26 protein-coding genes are annotated in these 26,537 nt (G+C 40.1%); 5 read left to right on the forward strand and 21 right to left on the reverse strand.

Annotated elements, in window-relative coordinates; genetic code table 11:
* Positions 1 to 23: 23 nt before the first annotated feature.
* Both rpmE and rho read right to left on the reverse strand, forming a co-directional pair.
* Positions 24 to 230 carry a 50S ribosomal protein L31 gene (gene rpmE, locus OCV54_RS04495; protein WP_004853176.1) on the reverse strand — a complete coding sequence of 69 codons (207 nt, stop codon included), beginning with the start codon at positions 228 to 230 and terminating at the stop codon, positions 24 to 26.
* A gap of 153 nt (positions 231 to 383) precedes the next feature.
* Positions 384 to 2,006 carry a transcription termination factor Rho gene (rho, locus tag OCV54_RS04500; protein ID WP_055144179.1) on the reverse strand — a complete coding sequence of 541 codons (1,623 nt, stop codon included), beginning with the start codon at positions 2,004 to 2,006 and terminating at the stop codon, positions 384 to 386.
* 277 nt (positions 2,007 to 2,283) lie between these two features.
* Between rho and OCV54_RS04505 the strand changes: the two genes are divergently transcribed.
* Entirely contained in the window at positions 2,284 to 2,817 is a 534-nt protein-coding gene (locus tag OCV54_RS04505) for a DUF4364 family protein (protein ID WP_015534160.1), read from the forward strand.
* Between the two features lie 100 nt (positions 2,818 to 2,917).
* Here OCV54_RS04505 and yihA read toward each other — a convergent pair whose 3' ends face one another.
* From yihA to OCV54_RS04550, 9 genes are all read right to left on the reverse strand, one after another.
* On the reverse strand, positions 2,918 to 3,514 hold the full coding sequence (gene yihA / locus OCV54_RS04510; protein ID WP_015534161.1) for a ribosome biogenesis GTP-binding protein YihA/YsxC: 597 nt from the start codon (positions 3,512 to 3,514) through the stop codon (positions 2,918 to 2,920).
* A gap of 10 nt (positions 3,515 to 3,524) precedes the next feature.
* Entirely contained in the window at positions 3,525 to 5,828 is a 2,304-nt protein-coding gene (lon, locus tag OCV54_RS04515) for an endopeptidase La (protein WP_055222796.1), read from the reverse strand.
* A gap of 118 nt (positions 5,829 to 5,946) precedes the next feature.
* Positions 5,947 to 7,257 (reverse strand): ATP-dependent Clp protease ATP-binding subunit ClpX, encoded by a 1,311-nt coding sequence (clpX, locus tag OCV54_RS04520; protein ID WP_055222799.1) that lies wholly within the window; start codon positions 7,255 to 7,257, stop codon positions 5,947 to 5,949.
* A gap of 136 nt (positions 7,258 to 7,393) precedes the next feature.
* Positions 7,394 to 7,975, reverse strand: coding sequence for an ATP-dependent Clp endopeptidase proteolytic subunit ClpP (gene clpP, locus OCV54_RS04525; protein ID WP_015534163.1), 582 nt, complete (start codon positions 7,973 to 7,975; stop codon positions 7,394 to 7,396).
* 46 nt (positions 7,976 to 8,021) lie between these two features.
* A complete protein-coding gene (gene tig, locus OCV54_RS04530) occupies positions 8,022 to 9,308 on the reverse strand; it encodes a trigger factor (protein ID WP_015534164.1) in 1,287 nt (428 codons plus the stop codon).
* A 267-nt stretch (positions 9,309 to 9,575) separates the two neighbouring features.
* On the reverse strand, positions 9,576 to 9,782 hold the full coding sequence (locus OCV54_RS04535; protein ID WP_015534165.1) for an alpha/beta-type small acid-soluble spore protein: 207 nt from the start codon (positions 9,780 to 9,782) through the stop codon (positions 9,576 to 9,578).
* A 132-nt stretch (positions 9,783 to 9,914) separates the two neighbouring features.
* Positions 9,915 to 10,982, reverse strand: a complete 1,068-nt coding sequence (buk, locus tag OCV54_RS04540) for a butyrate kinase (RefSeq protein ID WP_015534166.1) — start codon at positions 10,980 to 10,982, stop codon at positions 9,915 to 9,917.
* A 33-nt stretch (positions 10,983 to 11,015) separates the two neighbouring features.
* Positions 11,016 to 11,936: a phosphate butyryltransferase gene (gene ptb, locus OCV54_RS04545; RefSeq protein WP_055222801.1), complete on the reverse strand. Its 921-nt coding sequence runs from the start codon at positions 11,934 to 11,936 to the stop codon at positions 11,016 to 11,018.
* A 103-nt stretch (positions 11,937 to 12,039) separates the two neighbouring features.
* A complete protein-coding gene (locus OCV54_RS04550; protein ID WP_055222803.1) occupies positions 12,040 to 15,279 on the reverse strand; it encodes a SpaA isopeptide-forming pilin-related protein in 3,240 nt (1,079 codons plus the stop codon).
* 513 nt (positions 15,280 to 15,792) lie between these two features.
* Here OCV54_RS04550 and OCV54_RS04555 point away from each other — a divergent pair.
* Complete coding sequence (locus OCV54_RS04555) at positions 15,793 to 16,035, forward strand: DUF6061 family protein (RefSeq protein WP_008397019.1); 243 nt, start codon at positions 15,793 to 15,795, stop codon at positions 16,033 to 16,035.
* Positions 16,036 to 16,215: 180 nt separating this feature from the next.
* Here the strand turns inward: OCV54_RS04555 and OCV54_RS04560 are convergent, their stop codons facing one another.
* The 10 genes from OCV54_RS04560 to OCV54_RS04605 form a co-directional block, all read right to left on the reverse strand.
* Entirely contained in the window at positions 16,216 to 16,578 is a 363-nt protein-coding gene (locus OCV54_RS04560; RefSeq protein ID WP_055222805.1) for a hypothetical protein, read from the reverse strand.
* Positions 16,579 to 16,716: 138 nt separating this feature from the next.
* On the reverse strand, positions 16,717 to 17,400 hold the full coding sequence (locus OCV54_RS04565; RefSeq protein ID WP_008397017.1) for a hypothetical protein: 684 nt from the start codon (positions 17,398 to 17,400) through the stop codon (positions 16,717 to 16,719).
* A complete protein-coding gene (locus tag OCV54_RS04570; RefSeq protein WP_015559483.1) occupies positions 17,400 to 18,035 on the reverse strand; it encodes an ABC transporter ATP-binding protein in 636 nt (211 codons plus the stop codon). Before OCV54_RS04570 ends, OCV54_RS04565 begins: the two co-directional genes overlap by 1 nt.
* Positions 18,036 to 18,049: 14 nt before the next feature.
* Complete coding sequence (locus tag OCV54_RS04575; RefSeq protein WP_008397014.1) at positions 18,050 to 18,850, reverse strand: hypothetical protein; 801 nt, start codon at positions 18,848 to 18,850, stop codon at positions 18,050 to 18,052.
* On the reverse strand, positions 18,837 to 19,667 hold the full coding sequence (locus tag OCV54_RS04580) for an ABC transporter permease subunit (RefSeq protein ID WP_008397012.1): 831 nt from the start codon (positions 19,665 to 19,667) through the stop codon (positions 18,837 to 18,839). Before OCV54_RS04580 ends, OCV54_RS04575 begins: the two co-directional genes overlap by 14 nt.
* Positions 19,668 to 19,721: 54 nt before the next feature.
* The gene (locus tag OCV54_RS04585; protein WP_008397010.1) at positions 19,722 to 20,141 is read right to left on the reverse strand and encodes a hypothetical protein; all 420 of its coding nucleotides are present in this window, start codon (positions 20,139 to 20,141) and stop codon (positions 19,722 to 19,724) included.
* A gap of 18 nt (positions 20,142 to 20,159) precedes the next feature.
* Positions 20,160 to 20,306: a cyclic lactone autoinducer peptide gene (locus OCV54_RS14795; RefSeq protein ID WP_015568874.1), complete on the reverse strand. Its 147-nt coding sequence runs from the start codon at positions 20,304 to 20,306 to the stop codon at positions 20,160 to 20,162.
* A gap of 231 nt (positions 20,307 to 20,537) precedes the next feature.
* Complete coding sequence (gene ltrA / locus OCV54_RS04595; protein ID WP_055222806.1) at positions 20,538 to 21,932, reverse strand: group II intron reverse transcriptase/maturase; 1,395 nt, start codon at positions 21,930 to 21,932, stop codon at positions 20,538 to 20,540.
* A 510-nt stretch (positions 21,933 to 22,442) separates the two neighbouring features.
* The gene (locus tag OCV54_RS04600; protein WP_008397007.1) at positions 22,443 to 23,114 is read right to left on the reverse strand and encodes a hypothetical protein; all 672 of its coding nucleotides are present in this window, start codon (positions 23,112 to 23,114) and stop codon (positions 22,443 to 22,445) included.
* 15 nt (positions 23,115 to 23,129) lie between these two features.
* Complete coding sequence (locus tag OCV54_RS04605) at positions 23,130 to 23,651, reverse strand: matrixin family metalloprotease (protein WP_008397006.1); 522 nt, start codon at positions 23,649 to 23,651, stop codon at positions 23,130 to 23,132.
* A gap of 748 nt (positions 23,652 to 24,399) precedes the next feature.
* Here OCV54_RS04605 and OCV54_RS04610 point away from each other — a divergent pair.
* The 3 genes from OCV54_RS04610 to OCV54_RS04620 all read left to right on the forward strand — a co-directional run.
* Positions 24,400 to 25,341: an ATP-binding protein gene (locus tag OCV54_RS04610; protein ID WP_262563261.1), complete on the forward strand. Its 942-nt coding sequence runs from the start codon at positions 24,400 to 24,402 to the stop codon at positions 25,339 to 25,341.
* Positions 25,338 to 26,072, forward strand: a complete 735-nt coding sequence (locus tag OCV54_RS04615; RefSeq protein ID WP_015559482.1) for a LytR/AlgR family response regulator transcription factor — start codon at positions 25,338 to 25,340, stop codon at positions 26,070 to 26,072. The genes OCV54_RS04610 and OCV54_RS04615 overlap by 4 nt, the downstream gene beginning before the upstream one ends.
* Positions 26,069 to 26,537: accessory gene regulator B family protein (locus OCV54_RS04620; protein WP_055222810.1), on the forward strand; the 469-nt coding region annotated here is incomplete at its 3' end. The genes OCV54_RS04615 and OCV54_RS04620, both read left to right, overlap by 4 nt.

Raw genomic sequence — 26,537 nt, forward strand, 5'->3', positions numbered from 1 at the left:
ACCTCAAGCTATCAACGTTTTTATTAGTTGGCCTGAACGCCATACTTCTTATTAAACATATCAATTCTACCACGTGCTTTGATTGCCTTCTGCTGACCTGTGTAGAATGAATGACACTTTGAGCAAATTTCTACGTGAATCTCTTCCTTTGTTGATCCTGTAACGAACTCGTTACCACAGTTACATACAACCTTTGCCTGATAGTAATCTGGATGTATTCCTTTACGCATTCTTTTTCACCTCTTTACATATATATTTATATATGAGAACAGGCATAAAGCCAGGGTTCTTCATAACACAACTTCTGTATTCTAACATAGTGACCAGTACAATGCAAGCAGTTTTTTGATTTTTTTGACAAAATCATCTCAACAATCCTGCTGTTATTTTCTGAGAAGTGACTGCTTTACATAGTGGATAAATTCTTTGTTGTTTCTGGTACGAACAAACAGCTTTCTGACATCCTCAAGAATATCCTCTGATTTACTTCCCATGAGCTCCTTGTGAATGGCTGTGACAACCTCCTGCTCTTCCTTGTTGAGCAGAAGATCATCTCTTCTGGTGCCGGATTTTGCTATATCTATGGCAGGGAATATCCTCTTCTCTGAGAGCTTTCTGTCAAGCACAAGCTCCATGTTACCGGTTCCCTTGAACTCCTCAAATACAACGTCATCCATCTTGCTGCCCGTGTCGACCAGCGCTGTGGCAAGGATCGTAAGGCTTCCTCCCTCACGCATGTTTCTGGCGGCACCAAAGAATCTCTTTGGCATGTGAAGCGCTGCAGGATCAAGACCACCTGACAGAGTTCTTCCGCTAGGAGCGACCGTGAGGTTATACGCTCTTGCCAGACGTGTGATACTGTCGAGCAGGATCACGACATCCTTCTTGGACTCCACAAGTCTCTTTGCTCTCTCAATGACCATCTCTGACACTCTCTTATGATGCTCTGGAAGCTCATCAAATGTTGAATAGATAACCTCCACATTAGGGCCCTCTATGGACTCTCTTATGTCTGTTACCTCCTCAGGTCTCTCATCTATGAGAAGGACGAGCAGGTGCATATCCTCATATCTTCTGCTGATCTGCTTTGCGATCTGCTTGAGAAGAGTCGTCTTTCCTGTCTTAGGTGGTGAAACGATCATGCCTCTCTGTCCCTTACCTATAGGGGCAAGAAGATTGATCATCCTGATAGGGATAGGAGCACCGTCTCCGTCAAGCTCTATCCTCTCATTAGGGAAGATAGGGGTCATCTCCTCAAAGCTCTTGCGGGCCGCTATGACCACAGGATCCTCATCGTTCACGCTTGCCACATATAAAAGGGCACTGAACTTTTCTCCCTGTGTCTTGTTTCTTATATTACCTGTGACTATATCTCCTGTCTTGAGACCAAATCTTCTGATCTGTGCCGGTGACACATATATATCCTGATCTCCCGGAAGATAGTTTGCACTTCTTATGAAGCCATATCCCTCAGGCATGACCTCAAGTATTCCGTGAGCCTGTCTTCCACTGTCGAGCTCCGGCAGATACTCGTTCACGTTCTGTGCCGCCTGATTTGACTGGACTCTGTCCTGATTCTGGCCTCTGTCCTGGTATCTCTCCTGGCTCTGACCTCTGTCCTGATACCTTTCCTGGTTTCTGTCCTGATTCTGACCTCTATCCTGGTATCTCTCCTGATTCTGGCTGTGATCCTGATATGTAGCCATTCTTCTCATACGTCTCTGTCCATTGTTCTCCCTGAAATCATCACCTCTTGAGCCCTCAGAGTGATGTACTATCCTGGTTTTTCTGTATTCTGTGTCTCCGGCTGTCTCTCTGACCACATGCTCGGTCTTAGGCTCTGACACATTTTTCTTATTTTCCACTGAAACCGCTGTCACATGCTCCTCCACATATTTTATGAGGAACTGCGCAAGCTCCGCCTTCTTCATTCCCGAGCAGCCTTTTATACCATTATCCTTGGTAAACTGACGCAACTCTGCAAGAGAAGCTTTACTAAAATCCATATATAATTGTCTCCTTTCACTGAAACCAATGATTAACAAATAAATTAAGTATTATGGGAATATAAACACTCTAAGAAATAAGTAGTGTCTCTCAATGATACATCAAATTCAATTACGGTAAAAAAATAAAAATGCGCTAAGCACGCATATTATTCTCGCTTATTATAACATAAATAGAACAATTGTAAATATATTGATTTTAAATTTTACTAATGTTATCATATGAATGTTGTCCGTTCATCAGCACGGACAAACATTTTAACAAAGGATACACGATATGGGAACCGAATCTATTGTATTATATAAACTCATAGTGCTCTATATGCTTGACAGAGTTAACTTCACTCTGACCAATTCACAGATTTCAGACTTTGTTCTGGAGAAGGGCTACACCAATTATTTCACTCTTCAGGAAGCCATAAACGGACTTATAGAAAGCGAATTTGTATATGTATCAAGCATAAGAGGCGCATCCCATTATAAGATAACCTACAAAGGTGAGGAAGCCCTGAGCATGTTCGAGAACAGGATCCCATATGCCATCAAACAGGATATACTGGATTTCTTTGAGAAACAGCAGATCAACCTCAAAAAGGAAACTGAGATACAGTCTGACTACTACCTCAACGATTCCAATGAATATACCGTCTCCTGCGTCATCAACGACAGGAACGAGCCGCTGCTGGATATAAAGTTCAGCGTGCCTACCCAGGCCGTGGCTGTTGCCATATGTGACAACTGGCGTCAGAAAAGCACTGAGATATATGATATACTCGTAAAACAGTTATGGGCATCCAACACATCCAGCTAATATCAGTATAAAAATGACTGAGAATACCGAAAAGAATTATACTCCTCGATATTCTCAGTCATTTTTTTGTCTATTTATCTGACTATATGTTCATGTTACTTTACTGCTGCTCCTGTGCCAGTGTCTCCTCTATGAGATTCCAGATCTCATCTCTTCCCTGCTTTGTCTGTGCGGAGAACGGTATCATCGTTGTTCCAGGAACAAGATCCAGTTTCTCACGTATGAGCTTCAAGTTCTTCTGAACCTGGCTTCTCTTGATCTTGTCCAGTTTTGTGCAAATGATCACCGGCTCATAGCCATTGTCCACGATCCAGTCATACATCATGCAGTCATTCTCCGATGGCACATGTCTTATGTCTATCAGCAGGAATACCTTTTTGAGCTGCGGGGAACCGTGAAGGTATCTCTCGATCATCTTGCCCCATTTTGCTCTTATCTCCACCGATACTTTTGCATATCCATATCCCGGCAGATCCACAAAGTACAGATTTTTATTAACATTATAGAAATTGATCGTCTGTGTCTTACCTGGCTGCGCGGATGTTCTGGCAAGCGACTTCCTGTTAAGCAATCCATTTATCAGAGATGATTTTCCTACATTTGACTTGCCGGCAAATGCGATCTCCGGGAGATCGTTATCAGGTAATTTACTTGTAATTCCACACACAGTCTCAAGCTCAGCGCTCTTTACTATCATATACTTCTCCTTATCTGACAAGGGCAAGGTCAAGCACCTGCCTCATGTCTTCCACTAAATGAATATTGACTCCCGATGTTATCTCTTCATCCAGCTCCAGATAATCGCTCTCATTTTTCGACGGTATCAGTATATCTTTAACACCGATCATCTTGGCTGCAAGGAGCTTCTCCTTCAGGCCTCCAATAGGAAGCACCTCTCCTCTGAGAGTTATCTCTCCTGTCATAGCTATTCTGCCATTAACCGGCACGTTAAATATGGCTGAATACAACGCTGTCGCCATGGTTATTCCGGCAGACGGACCATCCTTTGGAACTGCCCCCTCCGGTATATGGATATGGAAATCGTGCTTTGCAAAGTAATCGTCTCCAAGCGCCAGTGATTCCTTGAGGGATCTGATATAACTCATTCCCGCATAAGCGGATTCCTTCATAACATCGCCCATCTTACCTGTGAGCTGAAGAGTTCCTGTCCCCGGAAGCACATTGACCTCTATCTCCAGAGTGACACCGCCAACCGCCGTCCAAGCAAGGCCTCTGACAGCGCCAATTTTATTCTTCAGATTTCCATTCTCATCTTTATATTTGTATGGGCCAAGGAAATCCTGGATATTCTTCTTTGTGACTTTGACCACATCCATCTCACCGGTGAGTATCTTGCGGCAGGCCTTCCGACACACCTTGTCTATATTTCTCTCAAGACTTCTGACTCCCGCCTCTCTCGTGTAGTGGCTTATGATCTCCCTTATGGCACCGGCATCTATCTTGAACTGAGATTTTGTCAGTCCGTTCTTCTCACGGGTCTTCTCCACAAGGTACAGCTTTGCTATATGATACTTCTCATTCTCCGTGTATCCCGATATATTTATGACTTCCATTCTGTCGAGGAGCGGCCCCGGTATACCGGAGATGTCGTTCGCCGTTGCTATGAACAGCACATTGCTCAGATCCACCGGCACTCCAAAATAGTGATCATTGAACTCTTTGTTCTGCTCACCATCAAGCACCTCGAGAAGTGCCGATGACACGTCTCCCTTGTAATCACTGCTCACCTTGTCTATCTCATCGAGAAGCATGAGCGGGTTGTTCGTCTTTGCCTTTATCATGGATTGTACAATCTTTCCAGGCATAGCTCCCACATATGTTTTCCTGTGACCTCGGATCTCCGCCTCATCGTGGACTCCGCCCAGTGATAAGCGGACATATTTCCTCGATGTTGCACGGGCTATCGACCTTGCTATGGATGTCTTTCCTGTTCCCGGAGGTCCCACAAGACAAATGATCGGAAGGTCCCCCTTATTGCTCAATATATGAACAGCAAGATAATCAACGATCCTCTCTTTGACCTCCTCAAGGCCATAGTGATCTTTGTCAAGTATGTCTATGGCTGACTGCAGATCATTATTATCTTCCGTTGACACATTCCACGGATAGCTGAGCATCACATCGATATAGTTTGCCGACACACTGCTCTCCACTGCATTCTGAGGTATGCCCTTATAGTAATTTATCTCTTTTTCTATCTTATCGTATACTTCCTGGCTGCAACCCGCCTCATCGAGTCTCTTCTGGAATTCTCTGACATTTGCATCTACGCCGTCGTCACCAAGCTCCTTACGGATAACGGACATATGCTCTCTGAGCACATACTTTCTCTGATTCTCAGCGGTCTCCTGATTGACCTTTTCCATGATCTCTTTCTTGATCTTGCCGATTCCGAGAACTTCCTCCATTATCTGTATCAACCTCATAGCGCGGCTTCTGACATCTAGCATCTCCAGAAGCTCCTGCCTGTTGTCATCAGATATATTCACATAGTCGGCCATGCTGTCAACCAGCTTTCTGACAGACTTGAATGAACGTATCTCCCTGTACAGAACGTTGTTCTTCACTATACCCTCGTCAAATGCTTCCTTAAGCTTTTCCTTGAGTATGCTCTGTATAGCCTTCTCCTCATCCTCGCTGATGTCGTTAGTCTCCTCCACATCTGTCACGTGGCACACATAATATTTATCCTTGCTGTAATCCACAAGGCGCGCTCTCTTCTCAGTCTGTATGAGAACTCTCATGCCTTTGTTCTGAAGTCTGACAAACTGCTTTATCCTGGCTATGACACCTATCTCATAAAACGAAACTGTCTTATCGCCGTTCTTATGAACAGGATTTGCCAGAAATATACATTCCTCATTCTTGACTGCATGTCCCACCGCCTCGCAGGCTTCACGCGTTGTCGCATCAAGATAGAAGGACAATTCCGGCATAACCACGCCATCGTCAAGACTAATCATTGTCATCTCTAACATTTTCTCATTCATACCTGTTATCTCCGTATATATCATTAAAAAATAAGACGTTATCAACACTGCACATTTAAAGGCTTATAAGGGCGCAAATGTATGTCAGCGTTGTAACGTCTCATTTCGGCAATAATGACTATGCACTCTCGCCGTTATCTGTATTTGCCTTTTTCTTCCTTACCTTTTTCTTAGGAAGGTCTGTATCCTCTGATGGATCTCTGTAAGTCAGTACAGGTTCTTCATCGCCTGTTATGACACCCTTGGTAATAACACACTTCTCTATAGTTGGATCTGAAGGGATCTCGTACATAAGATTAAGTGTAGCATTCTCCATGATAGCTCGAAGTCCTCTAGCTCCGGTCTTACGCTCCATAGCTTCCTTTGCTATCTCTCTGAGTGCATCATCCTCTATCTCAAGCTGAACTCCATCAAGCTCAAAAAGCTTCTTATACTGCTTGCATATTGCACTCTTTGGCTCTGTCAGTATTCTCACAAGTGCATCCTCATCCAGAAGATCCAGAGTCACTGCAACAGGAACTCTTCCCACAAATTCAGGGATAAGTCCATACTTTACAAAGTCATGTGGCATAACCTGCTTGAGGAGCTGTCCAACGTCCTGCTCTGACTGCTCTATAACCTCTGCATTAAAGCCAATTGATTTCTGGCCAACTCTGTTCTCTATGATCTTCTCCAGTCCCTCGAACGCACCACCACATATGAATAATATGTTGGTCGTATCGATCTGGATAAGCTCCTGATGCGGATGCTTTCTTCCACCCTGAGGTGGAACTGAAGCCACAGTGCCCTCTATTATCTTTAACAAAGCCTGCTGAACGCCCTCACCCGACACGTCTCTGGTTATGGATACGTTCTCGCTCTTCTTTGTGATCTTGTCTATCTCATCAATATAGATTATTCCATGCTCAGCTCTCTCTATGTCATAATCAGCGGCCTGTATAAGCTTCAGGAGAATGTTCTCAACATCCTCTCCTACATATCCAGCCTCTGTGAGAGTTGTAGCATCTGCTATTGCAAAAGGAACGTTTAACAATTTTGCAAGGGTCTGGGCAAGATATGTCTTACCTGATCCCGTTGGGCCAACCATGAGGATATTACTCTTCTGTAATTCAACCTCAAAATCCTTCTGCACAAGTATTCTCTTATAATGGTTGTACACGGCAACCGCCAGTACCTTTTTTGCCTCTTCCTGACCTATTACATACTCATCAAGAAATTCTTTTATTTCCTTTGGCTTTAACAGATTGATATCACCATCTGAATCAAGTCCTGCGTCAACCAGTTCTTCTTCTATTATCTCTGAGCATATCTCTACGCATTCATCACATATGTAAGCCCCAGGTCCGGCTATGAGTTTTCTAACCTGATCCTGTGTCTTATTACAGAAAGAACATCTGAGCTGTTTTCTCTCGTCACTACGATCTGCCATTACAATACCTCGATTATTCACTATTTATAATTGTCTGGAGCCAGTCTTTTCCAGAATCTGCGAATACACCGCCGGTTCTGCAGGCTGGCTCCAACCAACTGATACATCTTCTACATATCAGATATCTCTATCTGTATTATCTGTTTGTTATAACGCTGTCGATAAGGCCGTATGCACAAGCCTCCTCAGCAGTCATCCAGTTATCACGATCTGTATCTGCCGCGATAACATCAAGTGGTTTTCCTGTATTCTCACTCAGCATTTTGTTGAGTTTCTCTTTTGTCTTTAATATATGTCTGGCTGCGATCTCTATCTCTGTTGCCTGCCCCTGAGTTCCACCAAGTGGCTGATGTATCATGATCTCCGAGTTTGGAAGCGCATATCTCTTGCCCTTTGTTCCTCCTGCAAGAAGGAATGCTCCCATGCTCGCTGCCATTCCACAGCATATTGTTGAAACATCACACTTGATATATCTCATTGTGTCATATATTCCCATTCCGGCTGTAACTGATCCACCCGGGCTGTTGATATATAACGAGATATCCTTTGAAGGATCCTCTGACTCAAGGAATAACAACTGTGCTATAACAAGGCTTGCAGTTGCATCATTTACCTCATCTCCAAGAAAGATGATTCTGTCTTTCAGCAATCTAGAATAAATATCGTATGTTCGCTCTCCGCGGCTAGTCTGTTCTACAACGTATGGTACCAATGCCATGTTATCTACCTCCAATACATATCAAGCCAATCTGTCTGTTAAAATATTAAACTTCCTTTGACTCATCTACAAGAAGCTTTGCAGCCTTCTTAACTGCTACATCCTTCTTGATGCTGTCCTTCTCTGCGTCGCCCATGAATCCCTTGATATCCTCAAGCTTCATCTGGTACTGAGCTGCCATCTTTGAAAGCTCCTCGTCAACTTCCTCGTCAGTAGCCTCAATGTTCTCAGCCTTTACTACAGCCTCAAGAACTGCTCTCTGCTGGATTCTCTTGAGTGCGTCCGGCTTGATTCTCTCCATGAGAGACTCCTCTGTAACGTTTACGATCTGCATATACTGCTCAAGGCTGATTCCCTGATACTGAAGTGTCTGAGCGAACTCATCCTTCATTCTCTTCTGCATATCCTCAACCTGTGCATCTGCAATATCCATAGTTGCGTTCTCGATAACCTTGTCAAGAACCTTTGCTTCCTTCTCGTTTGCAGCGTCTCTGTTCTTCTTTGCAAGTATCTTCTGCTTTACCTCTTCCTTGTACTGGTCAAGTGTATCGCATCCGCCTACCTCGCTTGCGAACTCATCATTGAGCTCTGGAAGCTGTGACTCTGTGATAGAGTTGATCTTGCACTTGAATACTGCCGGCTTTCCTGCAAGCTCCTCAGCCTGGTAATCCTCTGGGAATGTTACGTTAACCTCAACATCCTCTCCGATGTTCTTACCAACAAGCTGATCCTCAAATGTATCGATGAATGAATGTGAGCCAAGAACGAGCTTGTAGTTCTCACCCTTTCCACCATCAAATGGAACACCATCAACAAATCCCTCGAAGTCAAGAGTAACCTCATCGTCAAGCTGTGCTGCTCTTCCCTCTACGAGTACCTTTCTTGCGTTCTGAAGCTGCTCCTTCTTGATGTCCTCAAGAACCTCGTCATCTGTTACTTCAACGTCGATCTTCTCAACTTCGATTCCCTTGTAATCGCCAAGTGTAACCTCAGGCTTTACAGCAACCTCTGCTGTGAATACGAAATCCTTGCCCTTGCCCATCTCTATTACGTCAATAACTGGCTGTGATGCGATCTCAAGCTCTGAAGCTACAGCCTCTTTTGGATAATACTCGTTGATCATTGCATTTGCAGCATCCTCATAGAATACTTCCGGGCCATACATCTTCTCGATGAATGCCATTGGCACCTTGCCCTTACGGAAGCCTGGAACATTGAATCTGTTCTTTGTCTTGTTGTAAGCTGCTGTCATTGCCTTGTCAAAATCTGCTGCAGGTACTGTGATTGTAAGCTTTGCCATGCTGTGCTCAAGCTTTTCTACTGTGAAACTCATCTTTTTATTTCCTCCTTGAAATGTGCAAATGGTGCCTTAAGCCCTACAATTAAGGCACTCAGATAGCATCCATTTATCTTTTTCTTGTTTATATGTGTGGACAAAGTCCACATCAATCATCGATTATATCATAATGTGCAAATGATTGTCCAGTCCATTATACTATTATTATAATACAAAGTTTTCACGACACAAAAGACCTGATGTATGGATCATACACCAGGTCTTCTTTTTGTTCGTAGATCTAACGGAGATTATAAGCCAGGCTTATCTTCCTGACATCTGCTCTTCCTGTCTCTTGATCATCTGACGAACCATCTCGCCACCGATTGAACCTGACTGAGCTGATGTTAAATCTCCATTGTAGCCATCCTTAAGATCAACACCGATCTCCTTGGCTACCTCCATCTTGAACTTGTTCATAGCACTCTTTGCCTCTGGAACACTTGTCTTGTTAGAGTTTGAACTTGCCATAACCCTGTACCTCCATATTGAAATAATTATTTAAGACTTTCGTCTTGTTAGTATTATTAACAATACGGCCTATGTTATAATGGCAATTTCTGTTATATGCCATGAACTTTTTATCTGAAAATCACTTTTCTCTTAATACTTCATTGGCTCCTCTTCGCCATTCATGACTCTGAGTGCGCCCTGAGCAAGTGCAAGAAGCTCATCCTCTCCTGCATATACTGTAAATGGAGCGATAAATCCTGCTCTCTTCTCAAGCTCTTCGCATGTGTGCTTTGAATATGCGATTCCACCTGTGAGGATGATCTGATCAACCTTTCCTCTGAGAACTGTTGCCATACCACCTATATCCTTGGCAACCTGCTGATAGAATGCATCCTGAACAAGCTTTGCATGCTCATCGCCCTCATTGACAAGTTTCTCAAGATCTCTTGCATCGTTGCTTCCGATGTAAGCGTTGAAGCCGCCCTTTCCAACGAGCTTCTTCATAACCTCAGCCTGTGTATACTCGCCTGAGAAGCACATCTTTACAAGTGCTCCTGAAGGAACGCCACCTGCTCTCTCTGGTGAGAATGCACCGTCACCGTCAAGTGCGTTGTATACATCTACTACCTTACCGTGATCATGGGCACCAACTGATACACCGCCACCCATATGTACTACGATGAGGTTCAGGTCTGTGTACTTCTTGCCAACTTCCTTTGCATATCTCTTGGCTACTGCCTTCTGGTTGAGTGCATGGAACACGCTTATTCTTGGAAGCTCAGGTACTCCTGAAAGTCTTGATGATGGCATAAGCTCATCAACAACGACTGGATCTACGATGTATGAAGGAACTCCGAGCTCATCACCGATCTCTCTTGCGAGGATACCACCAAGGTTTGATGCATGCTGGCCCTGCTTACCGATCTTAAGATCCTCAAGAAGGTCATCGCTTACTGCGTATGTACCGCCTGGGATTGGCTTGAGCATTCCGCCACGTCCTACACATACATCAAGTGTCTTGATGTCAAAGTTCTTCTCAGCAAGGACATCAAGAATAACCTTCTTTCTGAAGTCCTTCTGATCTACTATCATATTGAAGCCTGCAAGCTCCTCTGTTGTATGTCTGAGTGTCTCCTCAAACAGAAGTGTCTCGTCCTCGAACACACCGATCTTTGTCGATGTTGAACCTGGGTTTATTATAAGAATCTTATATGACATTTTTTAAACCTCCAAATGTTTTTTATGTATGGCTTATTTGTTTGCCTTAAGTGACTCTGCAACAACTGCTGCAAGTGCTATTGAGTTGAGCTTAACCTCAAATGTATCTGATCTTGATGTAAGGATTACAGGAGCATCTGTACCTGTTATGATACATCCGTTCTTACACTGTGTTGTATGAACAAGTGTCTTGTATACAAGGTTACCTGCATGTATGTCTGGGAACAGAAGGATATCGGCATCTCCAACGATCTTTCTGTCTGTAGCTCCCTTATGGATAGCTGCCTCTGGCTCGATCGCAAGATCCATTGAAAGAGGTCCGTCAACGATACAGCCTGTGATCTCACCGTTCTCGTTCATCTTTGTGAGCTCAGCAGCCTCTACTGTTACAGGCATCTTAGGATTTACAACCTCTACTGCTGCAAGTGGAGCAACCTTTGGACAAGGTATTCCGCACGCATGAGCAACCTCTACAGAGTTCTCTATGATCGACTTCTTCTCCTCAAGTGAAGGATAAGTCATGAACGCAACATCTGTAAGGTACAGGAGTCTGTCAATACCAGGGATCTCAAATACGCATACATGTGAAAGTGGCTTACCATTTCTGAGACCAACCTCTTTGTTGAGGACACTCTTCAGGAAATCCTTTGTTGAGAGAAGTCCCTTCATATACATGTCAGCCTTATGATCATGAACAAGTTTCACTGCCTTAAGTGAAGCCTCTATATCATCTGGCTCATTTACGATCTCATAACCTGTAAGATCCATACCGATCTGATCTGCGACCTCTCTGATCTTTGCCTCGTCACCCACAAGTATAGCATCTGCGATTCCCTTCTCCTTTGCTGCCTTTACAGCCTCAAGAATAGGCGCATCCTGTGCTACTGCAACTGAAACTGTCTTTCTGCTGCACTGTGAAACCTTTGCCAATAAATCATCAAAACTTTTACTCATCTTTCGCACCTCACGTGATATTTATTATTTATACAAGTCCATTTTGTATGTTATCACTTATAAATCTAAAGGTCAACCACATTGTCCCATGTTATTATTACTGTCATTTTGATTCTCCGGTAAATTTTTTCCTGTAAAATACGATTCCCGCAACCGAAACTACGGCAAAGCACATAAGCAGTATGACCTTCGAAACAGGATCCCGATCTCCGGTGTCCGGCGTATCAGGAGTGTTTGGTGTGTCGGGTGATGGATGTTCTTTTATTTTCTGATTTGTTATGATCACCGGATCATCCATGGTATATTCACTTTTTGATGTGTCTATCTGAATTTTTTTGTCTGTTTTTTCGTAACCCTCCGGGGCAGCTAACTCCTCTATGCTATACGTGCCTCTGGAAAGTCCGTAAAATACAGCCTGTCCATTTTCTTCCGATTCAGCTTTTGCGATCAGAGCACCCCGGTCATCATATATGCCAAACACAGCCCCGGCAAGCGGACTGCCATCCTCCTGATCCGTCTTGAGTATATGCACCATGCCATAGTGATTTTTAACATTTATCACCGGTGGCTCATCTGCACTCTCCGGCACGCTCACCGGTATGGAATTCACCCCCGGGTCAGCAATATAACCCTTGGGAGTTCTGGTCTCCTTTATATAATACTCTCCCGGCTCGAGTCCGGTGAATTCTACACTGCCGGCTTTGTCAGTCTTTTTTGTCATGAGCTTTTCATGATCAGATGCCCTGTACAATGTGAACTCCGCATCCGCAAGAGGTGTCTCCAGAATATCATCCGTCTTGTGGACACTTATGCTCCCTCTGATCTTCTCTTTTTCTTTTGTATAAACTGTCTGTGAAGCAAGGTTCACATCCTCATGTGAAGCTACGACCTCTCCCTCATAATCCTCATCCGTAAGCACCTCATAGCAGACAAGAGCCGAACCACTTATGCTGTCAGTCGAAAACCTGAAATTCACATCCACCGTCATCTCCTCTGCATCTGCGGTAAAACATTTCTCTGACGTTGATTCATCTGCCCCAAGCGGTCTGCCCGACTCCTGTGAGACAACGCTTCCGCTCAGTTTGTATCTGTGCCCGATATCCAGCCCTTTCATACTCACCGTGTCCGTGATATCTACAGTTTCCGCATCCGGATCAATGAACTTCGATCCGTCTTCACTGTTCTTCGCTACAGATTCTATCTCCGGCATCCTCTCATCAACTATGTCCCCAAGATCAAGCACGCACTCATCTGAATCTATTTTGAATTTTATCGGAGCAATGCTCTTATACTTTCCCTTATTTGCATCACAACGAAGCTCTGTCAATGTGTACTCTCCGTACGGCAGTGACCCTTTGGTCTTGTCCGGCTTTCCATCCCCAAACCAGATATCATCCGCAGAACTGGAGTATTCGCCATTGGCATCAGTTGTTATCTCCGCAGACTGGGTGCCATCGGAGTTCTCGACGAGGAATCTCACATTTGCGATCGCTGTCCCATCCTCGGCATCCACTTTTTTGAATTTGAAGTCACCTCTTACGACATGGTTCCCGACCACAAGCTCATAGCCATTTACCAAACGAACAGTGTCGCCATCCTGTTCTATTCTGTCCAGATATATTCCATCTGAACTATCCTTTATAATATTGCCATCCTTTGCGCTTTTAAATATTGAATTCTCAAGCGTGTACCCTTTTGGGGCTTTTGTCTCCTGAACCGTGATTGTTCCCGTCTGCAAAACCACATCCTCAAGGCCGCACTTACCGCTGTCATCCGTCTTAAGCGTCCAGCTCTGATCCGGCTTCTCTGGGAGCTCGTCCACGGAATTATAAAAATTCCTGTAATAATTGACTGTAAACTCAGCCCCTGACAAGACAGCATCTCCCTGAGATTTATCTCCCGTCTCCACATCCTGTTTGTATATGCTCAGATCAATCTTGCCTGAGATCACCTTGTCCCAAGTCTCCCAGCTTATTTCAAGCTCCGTGGATGTTCTGACCTCCTTGCCATCCACGGACAGGAATTCTCCTTCTTCGTTTATAACGAGCTGTGCCACAGCACTGTTTCTCTCATAGTTGTACGGAGCCCTTTCCTCATATATCCTGTATGTTCCGAACGGCATATCTGTGATCTCATAGGTTCCAAGTCCGCCATATTCTGACATCACAACTATACCATGTCCATTCTCATCAGTCTCTATCTGAGCCACCAGAGTGCGCAGACTCTGTGTGCCGTTTTTCACTTCCATCTCAATATTGTACAGAGCTTCTCCCACACCGGCGCCGGAATCTCTGTCGGTCTTGTGCAGACTGAACTTTCCAAGAACAGGCTTCTCTCCCGTCCATTCAATATCCATAGAAATACTGCTTGAAGCTACCGTTCCAAATAACAACTGCTGGTCATCATCTACCTGAGTGGAATCTACAGTATACACTGTAACTCCGGGGATCCCTTTACCAGACTTTACTGTGCCCGTTCCCTTATGAGCCTTCTCAGCACTGAAAAAGAATCTGTCGCCTCCCATTATAGTTACCTTACCTGTCTTGTGGATGGTGAACTCCTTTTCTCCGCTTTTCCTGATATGGAGCCATGTATCCGCCGGTACCGAGATCCTCACTCCATTCTCAGCATCTGCCTTACACCTCATTATCCTGGTTCTTCTTCTCTTCTCACCAGTCTTCTTGTCCACATAACCGGTATAATCCTTAAGACTTACATAATTACCGTAATTCTCTTTGCTTCCATCATCTATTATCTCTATATCTGCCTGATCTCCCTGAAGGACGATCTCATCTCGCTTTGTCTCCGATATGTATTTATAGAATTCGTCTATAACGTCAAAATACTGTCCATGTCTTATATAATTCAAAGTCAGTGTCATGATGAGCTGTCTGTGATCTGCGGACACCCCCTTAAAACCAGACCACGCATATTCACTTCCCGGTCCATACAGAAACGCTTTCTGAAGCAGTCTGTCATTTGTCACGGAAAATGCCACCTTGTCCGTGCTCTTAACTTCATATTTCTTATGATCGCCGCAGTATGCCCTGTACTCTACACCATCCTTATGCACCGTGTAATGCCTCGTGTATGGCATCCCATTGTAAAACACCACATCGCCGCTTAGGATGCAGTCCACATCTTCATAACTTATCTCATATCCGGCCATAGCCGCAATTCCATCCGTTGAGGTGGCCATAACATCAGTATGCCTGCTTTTCTCCCCGGCATACAGTTCGTCAGCACTTGACCTTGTACTGAACCTATGATAAAAAACCACACCGGCCACACATACGGCCAGAAGAACAGCCAGCAGAATCTTATATACATACAATCTTTTCATAATCTCTTCCTTTCTGTTTGAATTTCAGCCCATTCATAACCGTATCCGGTAAGAGCCGTCTTCATGAATCTGTTTAGCTGTTTTATGTGCACAAAAAAAGCTTACGTGCATTAAAAAGCACGCAAGCTTCATTGTCAATAGAATGGCAAACATTCCTCAACAAAGCGAATTTCCACTGAAAATCACCCGTTTTTTACATGGTCTGTATATTTTGATCTCATTTGTAAATGTCAATTTTGATACCTACAATTCTTTAACACCTAACTGGTATTATAAAGTGTTACGATAAAATCCGCAATGCCTTGATTTTACTACAGTTTTGGCAAGTGAGCTTTCCCTTAGACTTTCCCTTATGTTATATCCTTTTCCCTTGTGTTACGACACCTCATAAGGGCAAAAACAAGGGAAGCAAAATCCGGTAACAGCTAATAACATTATATAAATCACATAATCGGCTGGAACTGGTCAAGATGCTTCTACAACTGAAACAGATAAGAGAAAGGACTTTGCAATATGAATATCGTTCATGCAGAATATAATAAATATCACAACATCATAGACATCAATTATTACAATGGCTACATACTTCGGATTGACTGTGGCAAGGCAGAAGATGGATTGATTACTACTCCTAACTCTCAACGAATGTTGGATGCACTGGCGATTGACAATCCACTAGAATATGCCCGTTTGTATCTTGATTCAGAAATGCAAGATTGGGTGAATGCGATGAATATGGAATGGTATAGCACTTGATAAAAGAACATAAAAATGAGAAGAAATCTGTCAAAAGTATTTCTATAAAATACGATATTTCTTTAGCCCTTCCATAAATAATGAAATAGAGCCGATAACTCACAATCGAAATAACGAGTGATTCATCGGCTCTATATTTTATGGTTATGGATATCATGAGTATCGCTTTATATGCAATTGCTATTTTGTTAATTCCCAATATTTATGACCCATAAAGAAGATTGTTAATTCGTTTTGATCTACTTCTATCTCAAAATTCACGCTATTATCTCTCTGTTCCACAAAAATCATATTTGAGGAAGATATGCTATATAATACATTGCCACAGGTAATACCCAATTCGGGCATATCTTTGTTTACAACAAGTCCTCCATTTTCTTGAAAGGTAAACACTTCCTCTGCATTTGCATTCTTCCATGTACCAATAATATTTTTTTTATTCTGAATGTGCTTTATTTTTCCAACACATACAACGATAAGTATAGCTACACTTACAATTAAAGCAATGCCTACAACACTCTTTGCCAATTTCTTTTTATTCAATTTCTATTATCTCCATTTTTAGTTTCTTTAAGATTGAATGATTCCATATTGCTTAATTCAGTATCTCCATGAATTTCTAACATTGATACGCTTCTCACAGGAAATAGAATAGGAGAGATTCATTCATAAATAATTAAATCATTCATACTTACCTGAATTTGTAATGTTTTTCCATATTTTCTCATAATTATCTACTATAGTTTTTTCTGAGGTCAAAAATGCAAACATAGATATACTTGAATAGAGAGTTTCCGCCGAATCAAAAACCACACAACTTTCATCATGAGTTAGATTTCTCTTTGAATATATTTCCGATACAGGCATAAATGAATTTTCTTCCTCTTTGGTGTATTTATACCCATCAATACATCCTAGATTTTTTAAAAATATTAAATAAGTATCTTCGGTCTTCAGATATTGCCATCCGTTAGTGTAAAATTCTTCACCTCTAACAAATGATACAGGTTCTATAATGTAAATACAGTCACCTACTGAAAGATTAGCAGAATTATCCTTATAGATTTCCTCTATTTTTACCATTGTTTTTGTTGATCGTAAACTCATTTCACGAGAATTTGTTACAGTTATACGAGCTATTAAAGAAGAATCTTTTTCCATATCATCCAATGAGTAATTACTTTCATTGTTAAAGTAAGAAGTTTTCTGCCCTCCTGTATAGAAAATTTCCATAGCTGTATTTTCTGATAAAGCAATATCAGGATCATGAACCCCTGTAGTTGTTTTTATCCCAGTCTTTCCATAGAATAAGGCTGTCACCATACAAATGATTACAACACAGATAGTTAATACAAATTTCTTCATTACATCAACTCCTTAATTTTACCAAATTCCATGCATATCTTCTCATCCGCTAATATTTCAATATCTTCTTTATTATGGCTTGTCAGTATAGTAATGGTATCATTCTTTTTTTCTTCCAATATACGTTCACGAAATAAATCAATGCTATGCTGATCCAATGCGTTAGTTGGCTCATCCAAAAGCAAAATTTTTGGATGTTCCATCAGTGCTTGACAAAGAGCTAGTTTTTGACGCATTCCTAATGAATATTTATTTACTTTTTTCTTTGATTTGGGATCAAGACCAAAGTATATCATTATTTCATATATTTCTTCATCTGATACAATTCCTTTTATATTGGAAAGCATTTTCAAATTTTCAAATCCTGAATACATACTCCAAAAAGAAATATTTTCAATAACAGCTCCTAAATCTGGTAAAACATCCATATCTTTATGTAATGCCTTGTGATTATATTTTATGTATCCTTTGTCTGTATTTATAAAACCTGCAATGGCTCTGAGTAGCATTGTTTTACCTGAACCATTTTTACCATATATTCCATATATTTTACCAGATTCAAATGTATAACTGATATCATCAAGCACTTTTTCACCTTTAATTGACTTTGAAATAGATTTTACATATAAATTCATGGATATCATTCACCTCACAATATTTGTTTTTTTTCGCAAAGAAATTTACCTATCCACACCAAAACAGCGGATGATATAACTGAAATGAGACAGCTTGACTTAAAATTCAATAAATCTATATTGCTTGTAGTCCATTCGTAATTTTCTTCGACATAATATATAATAAGCTTGTTATGCCAATTAAATAAAGGAATATGTAGCAAGGAATAATGCCAAATTTTCCATATAACATTTCCCATTGAAAAATAAAATCCACACACCATTACTGGAATAAAAAATACAATAAATGCAACGATGTATCCTATAATTGAATCTTTCCAAAATGAAAACAAATAACTAATCATTTGCAAATGAAAAATCTCTATCAATAGCATAAAAATAACTTTGAAATCTTCTAAGCCATTAGAGGTATGCTCTACAAAAAGAAAAAACAAATAATCGGAAACAACTACAATACAGTCACGTAATATCATTTTTATTAATATATCCTTATAAATTATGTGTTTTTTCCCATAACGAGGAAGTAGAATTACCATGTTATCATTTGCATCATTAAATAAGTCCATTGTAAGATAACAAATCTCAAGGATAAACAAAATCGCAAAAAATGATAAAGATATAAGGTCAAACGAATGATCTATTAGTATTCCCCCAAAATATATTTGTGAACGTACTCCTTCTGTTATTGTAACCAGACTATTATGAAACCCCAAGTACACATTAGCATAAAAATATCTAATTACAAATGTTATAAGTGATACTAGTAAGCATTTTCCAACATTAACATTCAAAATTTTTTTCTTATATAACTTCATAATTTTTTATTTTTCTCTGTATAATGCCAATACTTAATCCAAAAATAAGCAATATCAGAACAATTTCTCCTATTATATTTCCATGAACATTAGGCATAATATAACCTTGTATAGAGAATTCATTTAGCCCAAAGACAGAAACAATCAAATTAAAAACAATATAGAATATAAACAAAGCACCAGGTATCTTTGCGAAATATAGAACTTTCATTTTGTTATAATATGAAAGAGCATAAGCTAAGATAGCTAATCCCGAGCCAAAAATTCCGTAATTAAAAATGTATATTAGATTATATAAAGTTGGATGTTGCAATCTCACCATATCAAGAAAATTGTCAGCGTTATATGATACCAAACCTATAGCGTAATCAGGTTCTCCCCAAGCACTGTCATATCCATGTATTGGATATGTCAAGTGGCATAATAATAAATTTATGAGCATTGGTATTGTTATTGTCAAAAAGGTTACAATCAGAATGCCAAATAATTTTCCTGCTAAATATTTCTTTTTCCCGATTCTTTGAATAAGTAGGATTGAACTATTGCTTTTTTCTTCTCTTATTAAGGAAAGTGATGCAATAATTGTTGCATAAACAGGCAATAACAGATACATTATATATGGAATATATGCCGCTTCAGTGCCCTGTAATACGAAATTTTCATTTGCTGAACGAATAAATTGATAACTTTTTCCTATATCATTTTTTACACATAAAATATACGAAGCAATATTTAAAATCATTAGAGCAATAAAAACAACTTTATATTCTGCACGATCAATACAATGTTTGATTTCTATAAGAACCATTTTTTTCATAATCTTTACCAAAAGGGCATAAACCCACGAAGAGGTTTATGCCCATCCCTTCTGTTATCTAAAATCTACATTTCCACTTACAAATGCAGTTGATAATTGAGATTGATAATTTTCCATTCCCATACCGACCTGTGTGTTAGTAGAATTATAACCGCTCTTGGTAAAGATTAAATTACAAGATCCTGTTCCAACACCCTGCTTATACTTATTAGATATTTTACTCTTGCTGTTATTGACAGCCCAGAAATTTGCGTAAGAGGTATTGGTAATTGCTGTTACCTCATTTGTGATGTAATCATCGGATGTTGTTTTTGCATGCATAGAGGTAAAGTTATTAGTCTTATTCAGTTTAAGTGCATAAGCGGTGTAAGATGCCGCCTGAGAATATGCTGCTGAAGAAAGAAATACACATCCTGCACAAAACAAACCAATACCTACTTTTGCAATCTTCTGTTTTAAACTTTTTAACATCATAGTCAATTCCTCCCAATCTTATTTTTTTAACTGCGTTGGTACTTTTGGTTCATACAACAAACCACGGCACAATGAATTTGCATTACTTCGAGCAATAGCAGTCACTGCCTGAAGTACGAGACGGGCACTTTTCTGGGGTGCCTTGTTTACTTGCTTATTGTCCATCGTTTTCCCCCCCCCCCCTCCTTAATTGTCTGACAATTACAGACAACTTTATTTGTTTACCATGGTATGTGCTTAATATAACAGAGTATTTAATTTTTTCAATCCCTCTATGCACGAATGGTAGCCCAACATGCACGAACTGTTCTACATATAGGTATAAATCGAGTAGGAGGCGGTGACTAACCGCCGTCCTCTCACAGCACCGTACGTACCGTTCGGTATACGGCGCTTTCAATAGTTAACGTGCACAGACTGATAGGCTGTGGCTAAATCATAAAAGCCACTGTTTATCAGTCTTTCTTTATTCAGCGCCCAAATCACAGCTTTGTTATTGCTGATATACCAATACTTTCTGCGACTGTTTGCTATTGTTGACGCATAGTGTTCTGGGATTCCAAGTTTGACTAGATTTTTATATTTCGTTCTAGGTTTCTTCCACTGTTTCCATATACACATGCGTATTCTGTGATAGAGCCATCCGTTGATGTCATCTATGTTGCTCTTCATACTTGCAATTCCGTAGTAGTTAAGCCATCCCCTTGCATACACCTTGATTTTCTCAAGGCTTGGCTTGATTGACTGACATCGCTTACGGGAAGATAACTCCTTCAATCTGGACTTAAACTTCTTCCATGACTTCGAATGAACTCGGACATAAGTGCCTTTCCCGTTCCTTCCCAATGCAAAGCCAAGGAATTTAAAATTTCGGATTGCAAACACGCTGACAGTACGGCTCTTTTCTCGGTTGACTGTAAGTTTCAGCCTCTTCTCAAGATATTTTGTACTGCTTTCCAAGAGTCTCTCTGATGCTCGCTTGCTCTTTGCAAGAAGCACGATGTCATCTGCATATCTTATGCATGGAACACCTCTTTTCAGGAACTCCTGGTCGAACTCATTGAGGTAGACATTTGCCAGCAATGGTGATAGATTTCCACCTTGTGGTGAGCCTTCCTCTGTGTCAATGACCACTCCGTTTTCCATTACACCGCTTTTCAGATAGCGCTTTATCAACTGTACTACACGTTCATCTTTTACATTCTTCCGGAGAAGATTGATGAGAATTTCGTGATTAAGAGTATCGAAGTACTTTGACAAGTCAAGGACTACAGCAAATGTATAGCCTTGTTCTGCATACTCCTTAACCTTAAGTATTGCATCTTTTGCACTTCTGTTCGGACGATAGCCATAGCTACCATCTGCAAACAGCGGTTCATAGATTGGCACTAACTGTTGGGTTATTGCCTGTTGAAGTGTACGGTCTATCACTGTTGGTATGCCAAGCTTTCGCACACCACCATCTGGTTTGGGAATCTCAACTCGTCTTACTGGAGACGGAGTATACTTTCCACGATAAATGCGGTCAGTTATCTCTTGTTGATGTTCCTTTAGATATGGAAGAGCCTCTTCAATGGTCATGCCATCAATTCCCGGCGCTCCCTTGTTTGCCTTAACTCTCTTATACGCTCTGTTAAAGTTGTCTTTATACAGTATCGTTTCCAAAAGTCTCGGCTGTGCACTGTCTCTTTCTTTCCATATCCGATTGAATGACCTGGACGCTTTCACATACCCTTCATGTTCCGCATTATCTCTTTGCGAACAGCCATTGTTTTCAATGTTTTCTGCCATAGACGGTCATTACTCCTTTCTCGGTCATACTCAAGACTCCTACTGATTCGGTCCTTCACCTCTCGGCTACTATGACCTCTGCTGACTTCTATGCGTTCAGCATTGCTTTATGCAATGGTTACCTCTTTCAAGGCATACCGCACAGACCTCCCTAGGTACCACACGTTTCTTCCTCTCCATCCATCTGCCTCATTTATCATGCATTATTCCGTGTAGTTATTGGGCTTTAACATGGGTTGCTGTCTTACCCACATGCATGACCTCATATGAGATTTCTGTTCGTCAGACCAGAGATTTGCCCGTGAGTTGGTATATTCCTCACATCCAGCTTCCTTCAGATTCCATCTCACGATGGACACCCTTGCCTTCGGCTATATCCTTCCCACTACCGGGCGGATTCGGGACTTTAACCCGTTAGAAACGTGCGCCGCTAGGCGCACAACCGAAAAGATGGCAGATAGGTTAAGCACCTACCTGCCATCTTTAATCTATATATTTCAGAAATAATGATTAATTATTGTCAGTCTCATATATAGATTTATAACGCTCTCGATCAACTGGAATAATCTCATTATCATTAGCATCTTTATATGTAATAAACTCATCGTATTCTGTAACTGATTTTTCCTCTGAGACAGAATTAATAGAATACATATTCGAATCGTTACACATTACATTTGAATTTGGACCAGAAATTAGTAACGAACCATCCTCTTGTGCATATGCCAAAAAGATATAAATGGAATTTTCGGAAGGCAGTGAATCATTCTCAAACAGATAAATAGCATCTTGTTTTTCTGAAATTCCGCCTTGTTTAACAATAGGAATAGGTTTATCTGTAATAAGTTCACCTTTTATATTTTCGAGAACCTGAATAGTATAATTAGTGTAAGGCGAACCGACCTCCTTAGGATTTCCTTTTTCATCTTCAGTCGTTATAACATTTCGATACTCGGTTCCATCGCAACTGACAACCTTTGCTACAAATACGTAATCACAGATACCAACAGCTTCGCGAATGTTATCAGTATCATATACAAAAGATGCGTGCATCTGGTGGATTGGCAAGTTAGATACATTTGTATTCAGTTGACTTGCATTATTTTTGGATGCACATCCTGTAAAAAACATTCCTACGATAAGAACAATAGACAAAATACCATAGATACTTGATTTTTTCATAGCGTTCTCCCTCCCCTAATAATTATTATATGCGGCATCATATGAATCTTTATCATTTTGAGATAATGCCTGCGTACTAGTATGTCCCGTAATTGCTGCATCCATAACATCTGTTGAAGTACTGTGATCCAACCCTAATGCATGTCCCAATTCATGTGTCGCTACATTCTGTTTTTTACTATTACTATAACCGCTCATATAATAGGTATTGAGTTCAATTTTACCACTAGAATATGTCATGCCTGCCCATCCATTCGAAGCATTGACATCGCTTACGTATACATCTTCTACAACAAAAGCACTGTCTTTTCTGATTACTCCAGATTTATATGCATTCCATGTGGCAGCCCCAGTGTTAATATAACTCATGTAAGTGCTGTTTCCGTCATAGTCTAGATGTTTGCCAGAATCAACAAGATCCCATGTTTGTACATAAGCTTGTGCAAATGCCGTAATAGGAAATAGCATTGCTATAGCCATTAAAGTTATAATGCTATACAATAAATGATTTTTTAAAACAGATTTTTTAAAATGCATACTCCTTCACTCCTTTTCAATCATGTAACAACGGTTATCTTCAATTATTCTTAAAGGTTATCTTTATGAAAATTGAAACGCAACACATACTAGTACACATTATATATCCTGTTAATATTCCTAAAGTACGACATCTTATCATCTCCACTCCATATTATAGATTCTCAGAATACTTAAGATGTAGTAGTATACCTTGAATATAACAAAATCTTTATACTTTTCAATACCTCTATGCATGAATGGTAGCTCACTATGCACAAACGGTAGCATATTATGTTGTGTACCTACTTTATTGATGATAAAATATGACGGAGAATGATTAAAGGAAGTGGTAGCTATGCTATATATTGACTCAATATGGGAATATATTGTTAATTTCTTAGAACTGGCATTGTTTATAATATTTATCCATAAAAAATTGCGTATTCGAGCAAATTATAAACATCAAGCAGTTTTGATGTTTCTTTTCGTATCATTTCAGTTTGCTGTGTTATGCACGCTGAATAAAATGGGAATATCATCCTACATCACTTTGATGTCATCTTGTGTTTTGGACATTGGATATGCAGTATTGTTCTATCGTGATAGTATAATTCGCCGTATCTTTTGGGGCTTTTCGTATTCCATCATTTGCTTAGTTGCAGAACAGATTTCATTCTTTATTCCCGTTACTCTTTATAAAGGAGCGTCTCTGGAGCTATTATTAGGTGGAACATTACGGAAGCCATATACCATGTTATATTTGGCAATGATAGCTGTTTTTGTCTTGTTATTTCATTCTATTGGAAACAAAGACATATCTCTTTCACCGTTCCAAAAAGTTGCATATATTTTCATCGCAATTTCTGGACTTGCAATCGGGCACTACATATTAAGGCTGACTTTGGAATCTGTTGATAAATTTGGTGATTCATCCTTTTCAGCTAGGCTATCATTGGTTGACTTGTTTTTTATTATTTTATTTTTAGTATTGATGCTATACATATACCAGCTAGGTTATTCAAAAGAAGAAAACATACGATTACTGGAAGAACAAAAGATTTATGAGCTGGAAAGGACTGAGTTCAATAGCTTATCTGAGACAACTGAACGATTACGAAAAATGAAACATGATATGCAGATTTATGTGGATGCAATCAACGTATTAGCAAAAGACAAGAAATGGGATGAACTTATAGCATATACAGAGCAATACCATAACACTCTTGCAACTACGCAAAGTGCCATAGCAACGGGAAATATTGCTATTGACTGCATACTTACCGCAAAACTTGATTATGCTGAAAAACACGGAATTAAGACAGAATATTCTATTATGGCTCCTGAAAATTTTCCGCTTGATTCTGTTGAGCTTTCATCCATACTTGGAAATATATGGAATAATTCCATTGAAGCAGGAGAAAGACTTATAATCTCTGATCCAACCGAGCATCCATACATTTATTTTTATATTAAACCTTACCAGAATATGATACTGATTCACATTGAAAATAATTATGATGGTGTGATAAAAGGTAGCATTGATGGAGACATTTTGAGTGTTAAACAAGGAAAAGAACATGGACTTGGGATAAGACGAGTAAAAGAGCTTGTAGAAAAGGCAGATGGCGTATTGCAGATTACATCTGATAACAAAATTTTTTCCGTACATATTATGATACCGGATAAGGAGAATAACAAACTACTATGAAAATGAAAATAACCATACTTGAAGATTCTGTGATCGAATCAGAACGGCTGAAAAATGGAATAAGAAAATACGGGCAGCAATATGATTGGGATATTGAAATTGACGAATACGAATCGGGCGAAGAATATTTTTCAAAAAATTCTGAAGGCACAACTATACAGGCTTCAGCATTTTTCCTTGACATACAAATGGGGCAAATGAATGGAATTGAGGTTGCTAAACGCCTTCGTGAATCTGGTTATCAAGGTATTATTGTATTTTTAACAGCTTTTAGAGAATATGTATTCCGAGGATATGAAGTCAGAGCTTTAAACTACTTGCTAAAACCCGTCAAGGAAAATACTCTTTTTCTGTGTTTGGATGAAATCGCGAAGGAGTTATCTAATAATACCTACATATACCGAAACAAGCAGGAAATTGTAAGTATTCCCTATGCAGATATATTGACATTTTCGAGCAGATTACATTATGTGGATATATTGACCGTAGACGGCAAATGCTATGAACAAATGTCTACCCTAAATAAGATTATTGTCCATTTGCCAAGTGAATTTATCCGAACCCATCGTTCTTATATTGTAAATATGGCACATATCTATCGTATTACATCAGGAACGATTGAATTGTCAAATCATCTAACTACACAAATCGCACGTTCTTATTCCAAAGACGTGATAAGTGCTTTTGCCAAATATACAACAAGATTTGATACAAGCGGGGATTTTGAATGATTACGAAGTGGGCTACATCTATTGCTAATAAGTTAGCAGAACTATCCGGGGAGGATGTTTCTGCGGATCAATTAGAAATATACATATATGGCTTAGAATGTTTTTTGAATACTTTTATAACCATAGTGTTATTGTTCGTATGGGGAGTTTTATCACATACACTCGGCTATACCCTAATTTGGGTAATTACCTTTTCATTGTTACGACATTATACCGGAGGTGCCCATGCTCCAACGCAGTTAACATGTATCTTAGGCAGCTTTTTTCTCGGTTGTCTTGATAAGTGGGCTATAATCTATTTAAAGCCAACTGTACTAGGATATTTGATACTTGTCCTTATGTGTATATTATTTGCACCTATAAGTAACCATAAAATATGTTTAACCACCAAACAAAAATGGATACATAAACTTATTTCTGTGATAATTGTTAGCATTGGATTTCTGCTGTTTTATAAAATTGGAA

The sequence above is a fragment of the Coprococcus aceti genome, from assembly GCF_025567285.1.
Taxonomy (GTDB): Bacteria; Bacillota; Clostridia; order Lachnospirales; family Lachnospiraceae; genus Coprococcus; species Coprococcus aceti.